This window comes from Priestia sp. P5_B4 (genome assembly GCF_056400385.1).
Map to the genome: position 1 here is coordinate 1 of NZ_JBFULJ010000180.1, position 6,063 is coordinate 6,063.

The window sequence follows — 6,063 nt, forward strand, 5'->3', positions numbered from 1 at the left end:
CCGGAATCCTACTCACTCAAGTTGGGATGTCTATTGCAGATTCTGCGTGGGCTATTCACGAATTCTGGACCATGGTCTACCAAGTAACCGGAGACTCACACCCAGCCCAAAAATTATTTATATTTCCGATAATACTACTTACATTGATTGTATTTTTATATCATATACACGGCTCTCTTAACACGTTACAAATATTACCGATTTTCAGATAAACCTTATACCTAGGGATTTCCCTATCCTTCAATGTATTAAGTTTACCCTTTAGATTTACTATCCTTATCATGTGTGCAGTTCGAATCAATACAGGAAAGTCCACCTCTAGATTCGATTTCCTCTATAATTTGACGATGAATTTTCTGACCTTCTTCATTTAAATAGGGAGTTATCTGTTGAAGTGAATGATGAAAGTAAGTAAGTTCATCATCTTTCCATTCTTTTTTTGAAATCATTGATAATTTAGTCATGTCTCGACCTCTATACAATTTATAAACACCCCTCTACTTTTTTGTCTGAAAGCAATAAGTTTATTGAAACCAACTGTTTTTCTTCTTCAATCCGGTATTGTTTCCTTCTGAATCACTATTTTCATTTAGACAGACAATAAAGATATTTACTCTTTCTTTCATAAAATAAATAAAAACATCCTTTAGCCTCTCCCAGCTTGGAAAGAAGGGTATTTSGTCATACCRCCATCAGCAAATAATGTAATACCTGTTACATAGCTTGCTTGTGAYGATGCTAAGAATGCTGCWACTGCTGCTACTTCTTCTGGYTTACCGATGTAACCCATTGGAATCATGCTTTCTACRTCTGCACGTTGTWCWGGATCTGCAAATTTYTCWGCGTTRATTGGTGTRTTCATCGCACCTGGYCCAATGTTATTTACGCGGATACCTTTTGGCGCATATTCWAAAGCCAATGTTTCCGTCATTTGTTTCATACCGCCTTTACTTGCTGCATAGTGAACAAATAATGGCCATGGAATCATTTCATGAACGCTAGACATGTTAATAACGTTTCCTTTAATGTCGTTTTCAACAAAATATTTGATTGCTTCACGGCTTCCTAAGAATGCACCTGTTAAGTTTGTATCAATAACTTTATTCCAGTTATCTAGAGATAACTCATGAGAAGGAACTGGATTTTCAACACCAGCGTTATTAACCATTACGTCTAATGTACCAAATTCTTTAATAGTTGCTTGAACAAGGTTTACAACGTCTTCTTCTTTTGTTACATCGCCTTGAACGATAATTGCTTGTCCGCCTGCTTCTTCTACTTCTTTTTTCGCGTCTAAAGCTTCTTCTTCATTGTTGTAATAGTTAATAACAACTTTTGCTTCTTCTTGACCGAAACGAACAGCCATTGCGCGTCCTAAACCTGTTGAACCACCTGTGATTACAACTACTTTATCTTTTAAATCTGTATACATAATAAAATCCTCCTATCCCGCAGAAATATATTTTCTCTTCTGAGGTACTTTTTAAAACAACTAATAAGTTTTGTCTTCCTGTTAGATTACCTCTCAATACATAAAATAAAACTCTTTTTAACTAGCAATCCAGTAAAATGTTTAAACAATACCATTCATTCTAAATACATGTTACCTTAAAAGGTTGTTTAAATTGTTCATTCTCGCAGAATAAACAATGGTGAAAATTGGTTGGTTAATTAATTGAATATAAATGTTTCTAAGAAAAAATAAATGTATATAAAAAGAACATTTAGTGAAAATATATAGTTTATAAGAATTAGTTTTTCTATCAGAACCTAACTTTCCCAGGCCAAAAGATTATGTGAGGTCACTTATTTCTTCCTCAATGATTACGTTTTYTCTGTTAAAACATGGGGTAAATAATTGTGCAGATGAGAATAGTTTCTAACACTACCCTAATATCTATACTTGCTTGCTAGGGAGTTCAATGGTTACGGAGAACCTACAACAAACACTTTAGGATTAATAATGGTAAAAAGGAGTTCTTGCCCAATGGAAAAGAAGTGGTGGAAAGAAAGTGTAGTTTATCAAATATACCCTATTAGCTTTAGAGATTCGAATGGTGATGGAATTGGAGATTTACAAGGGATTATTTCAAAGCTTGACTATTTAAAAGAGCTAGGCATTGAAGTGATTTGGCTATGCCCTATTTATCAATCACCAAATCATGATAATGGCTATGATATCAGTGATTATCGAGCTATTATGAAACAGTTTGGAACGATGGAGGACTTTGATGAACTATTAACTCAAGCACATAAACGTAATTTGAAGATTATTATGGACTTAGTTGTTAACCATACATCGGACGAACACCCTTGGTTTATTGAATCCCGTTCTTCTATAGATAACCCAAAGAGGGACTACTACATTTGGAGAAAAGGTAAAAATGGAGGTCCACCGAATAACTGGGAATCTTATTTTGGTGGATCTGTTTGGGAATATGATGAACTGACGGACGAGTACTATCTTCATCTCTACACTAAGCAACAACCAGATCTGAATTGGGATAATAAAAATGTTATAAGAGAAGTTGAAGAGATGGTGTCTTGGTGGCTAGATAAAGGAGTAGATGGATTTAGATTAGATGCTATTGCTCATATTGTTAAATCTGAAAATCTTCCCGATGCGCCGAATCCAACGAGCCTTCCGTATGTAAGAGCCTATAAGCTATTTTCTAATTTGGAAAAAGTTCATACTCTACTTAGAAATTTATATGAGGAAGTACTGTATAAATACGATATCATGACAGTGGGGGAAACATCGGGATTAGGACCCGAACAAGCATTGAACTATATTGGAGATAAACGTCACGAACTGAATATGGTCTTTCATTTTGAACATATGCTATTAGATTCAAAAGCTGGAGGGACTGGTAAATGGGAATTTAAGCCTTGGAACCTTCTAGATTTAAAGAATGTAATGAGTAAATGGCAAACAATTATTCATAATCAAGGCTGGAATGCGAATTATCTCTGTAACCATGATCAACCTCGGTCAGTATCGCGTTTCGGAAATGATGGAAAATATCGAAAAGAATCAGCCAAAATGTTAGCAACGTTCTTGCTAACATTAGAAGGGACACCTTACATATTCCAAGGAGAGGAAATTGGCRTGACAAATCCCAACTTCCCGTCTATTGAGGATTATCGGGATATTGAGACCCTTAACTATTATAAGGAAGCAATGGAAAGTGGAGCTTCGCTGGATTCTACCATGAAAGCAATTTGGAGGAAAAGCAGGGATAACTCCCGTACTCCTATGCAATGGGATGATACACATGCTGCAGGTTTTACTCAAGGTACACCTTGGATGAAGATAAACGCAAATTATAAAGAAATTAATGTACAGGAAGCTCTCCAGGATAAAAATTCTATTTTTCACTATTATCGAAAGATGATTGCATTGAGAAAGAAACACGATGTCCTTATTTATGGAGAATATAATCTCTTATTACCTATTGATCCAGACCTTTACGTATATACTCGTACGTTAGGTGAAGAAAAATTTTTAATTATATTGAATTTCTTTGATCGAACACCAACGTTTGAAATGCCAGAAGAATTAAGTACGCTGGATGCTAAACTTTTGATTTCTAATTATGACGTAGAAAGAGAAGATTTACATGAGTTAAAGCTACAGCCTTACGAAGCTCGAATTTATGCATTACAAAAGAATGAATGATCGAAATTTAACCTTTACTTTAGGGAGGATATATTAGAAGTATAGTGTTAAATTAAACTACACATTTGATATTTCATATCATGAATTTTTATCGAAATTATTAAAATCATAAAATAAGTTTATAAAGAAGCCAAGACATTATAACCTGTCTTGGCTTCTTAAAAACTTCCATAACCAACCGATTTTGATTATATGTCCAATTTTTATTATAAAATCAAATGGGTTCGGAGAAAGTCCAGCATGTTAAAAAACTCTATATATCCCATACATCATAAAAAGGCAAAAAATTAGAGGTTTAAAATGAACTAAAAATCTATCTAGTATAAATTCTATAATGGAGAAAACTACGGGCTTTTTTGATGATTGTTTTTATATTAGTTTAAAAAAAGAGTCAAGATAAAATAAAAATAATGCAAATATAGCAAAATTATTAGCACTCATCCTTTACTTATCCCCGCCTAAAGACTTGTAATACTACCAAATTTTCGTGTTTTTTCTCTTCAATGAGGGAATATCCAAAGTAATACTTATTTATAAGGAGTTGGGAAATCAGCATGACACTTAAAACTCTTATACTTAATTGTACGTTAAAGAGAAGTCCTGAAGTCTCAAACACAGGTGCGTTAATTGGCGAAGTGGTGAAGATATTTGATAAGAATGAGGTGGAAACCGAAGTCATAACCATAGCAGACTATAAGGTTGGACACGGAATTACAGAAAAAGCAGTAAATGAAGAAGATGAATGGCCTTCTATTTTTGAAAAAGTAAAGGAAGCAGATATTGTACTAATAGGCTCTCCTATTTGGCTAGGTGAACAAAGCAGTATTACTACTCAAATTATAGAAAGGCTTTATGGTGGAAGTAGTCTAACAAATGATGAGGGTCAATACATTTACTACAACAAAGTAGGGGGAGTAGTAGTGACGGGAAATGAGGATGGTGCCAAACACGTTTCACGTTCGGTCATCTACGCATTATCTCATATAGGTTTTACCATTCCTCCCAATGTGGACACGTATTGGGTAGGAGAAGCAGGGCCGGGACCATCCTTTATTGAGGCAGAAGGATATAAAAATAATTTCACCATGCAACATGTGAAAATGATGGCTCATAATCTAATACATTTTGCAAGACTGTTGAAAAGTCACCCAATTCCTGCTGAAGGAAATGTAGTCAATAGTTAATAAAAGAGGATCCCATTAACGGGTCCTCTTTTATACGTTTACATACATCCTGTAACTATTTTTGCGAAAAATCATCCTTTTTTATGTTAGCCTGCTTTGGTTGCAACTATTAGTACACGTCCTTGATCTAATTCTTTTTCATATTGTTGAGCTTCAACACCCGATAACCCTAAAGATTCGATTTTAGAACGTAATTCATCTCCACGAGATCGAAATACATTGGCTACTAAATCAAATGCTCCTTGTTCTGAGACACCAACATCTTTCGTCTCTAATGCTTCCGTTAAATCTTTGGAACGATTTTTATCATGAGCTAATAAATATACTTCATCTTTTGTGTATCCTCGATTTAGAAATTGTTCAATTGCCTCTTTTGCTTGGACTCCGTTTTCTACTACTCTTACATTTTTCATAAAAAACCCTCCTTTGTAGTTAAATGATATATACCCATTTTCAAGAAATAAAAATCTTTTTTTTACTAACTGATAAAATGCTATAAATTCCTCCAATTCAAAATTCATTTTCTTCCCCTTAAAATCTAAAGCTGTGTTTACTAAAACTCAAGCTTATGTTTTAGAAGATGCTATACGGGAACGAAGTAAAATAAGACGATTATTCAATAAAGGAGGAATTATTATGAACATAACAGAAGTAATGACCTCAAATATTGAGACGTGTAACCTTAAAAGTTCTTGTGGTGAGGTAGCTAACATGATGAAGAATCTAGATGTAGGAGTTATTCCCGTTTGTGAAGATAATAAGCTAATAGGATTAATAACGGATCGTGATTTAGTTGTCAAAGGATTAGCTAATAATTTTAATGCAAATACTCAGATATCTGAAATGATAACAACGGACGTGATTACTGGTACAAAACATACATCTGTAGAACAAGCTATGGAAATCATGTCTCAGTATCAAATACGCAGACTTCCTATCGTAGATGATGGAAAACTCATTGGAATGGTTTCTTTAGGAGATTTAGCAGTAAGTAATGCTTCAAATAAAGAAGCAGGGAAAGCTCTTGAGGACATTTCAGTCCCTGCTGAACCTACTAAATAAAAATCAGGAGATTTTATCTATAAATCGTTTCTTTTTTAGTTTTTTTCTATCTATAATAGCGATTATGATAAGTAGAAGTTTTAATATTTATACCTAGGGAACATGAATAATAGAAAAGGAATAGGAGGAGATGAAAAT

At 34.0% G+C, this 6,063-nt stretch carries 6 protein-coding genes; 3 read left to right on the forward strand and 3 right to left on the reverse strand.

What is annotated here, in order from left to right:
• Nucleotides 1–254: 254 nt before the first annotated feature.
• Entirely contained in the window at nt 255–482 is a 228-nt protein-coding gene (locus AC1DRF_RS14540) for a hypothetical protein (protein WP_216142220.1), read from the reverse strand.
• A gap of 164 nt (nt 483–646) precedes the next feature.
• A complete protein-coding gene (gdh, locus tag AC1DRF_RS14545; protein ID WP_477741003.1) occupies nt 647–1,432 on the reverse strand; it encodes a glucose 1-dehydrogenase in 786 nt (261 codons plus the stop codon).
• A 555-nt stretch (nt 1,433–1,987) separates the two neighbouring features.
• Between gdh and AC1DRF_RS14550 the strand changes: the two genes are divergently transcribed.
• Nucleotides 1,988–3,679, forward strand: coding sequence for a glycoside hydrolase family 13 protein (locus tag AC1DRF_RS14550; RefSeq protein WP_477741004.1), 1,692 nt, complete (start codon nt 1,988–1,990; stop codon nt 3,677–3,679).
• 554 nt (nt 3,680–4,233) lie between these two features.
• On the forward strand, nt 4,234–4,863 hold the full coding sequence (locus AC1DRF_RS14555) for a flavodoxin family protein (RefSeq protein ID WP_477741005.1): 630 nt from the start codon (nt 4,234–4,236) through the stop codon (nt 4,861–4,863).
• An 86-nt stretch (nt 4,864–4,949) separates the two neighbouring features.
• Here the strand turns inward: AC1DRF_RS14555 and AC1DRF_RS14560 are convergent, their stop codons facing one another.
• Nucleotides 4,950–5,276, reverse strand: coding sequence for a YflT domain-containing protein (locus AC1DRF_RS14560; RefSeq protein ID WP_427076916.1), 327 nt, complete (start codon nt 5,274–5,276; stop codon nt 4,950–4,952).
• Nucleotides 5,277–5,517: 241 nt separating this feature from the next.
• On the opposite strand from AC1DRF_RS14560, the gene AC1DRF_RS14565 reads away from it, so the two are divergent.
• On the forward strand, nt 5,518–5,925 hold the full coding sequence (locus AC1DRF_RS14565) for a CBS domain-containing protein (RefSeq protein ID WP_477741006.1): 408 nt from the start codon (nt 5,518–5,520) through the stop codon (nt 5,923–5,925).
• Nucleotides 5,926–6,063 lie beyond the last annotated feature (138 nt).

What these genes read in the sequence shown, in the direction of transcription:
- AC1DRF_RS14555 (WP_477741005.1), top strand. Translation starts at nt 4,234, where the DNA reads ATGACACTTAAAACTCTTATACTTAATTGTACGTTAAAGAGAAGTCCT.
- AC1DRF_RS14560 (WP_427076916.1), bottom strand. Translation starts at nt 5,276, where the DNA reads ATGAAAAATGTAAGAGTAGTAGAAAACGGAGTCCAAGCAAAAGAGGCA.
- AC1DRF_RS14565 (WP_477741006.1), top strand. Translation starts at nt 5,518, where the DNA reads ATGACCTCAAATATTGAGACGTGTAACCTTAAAAGTTCTTGTGGTGAG.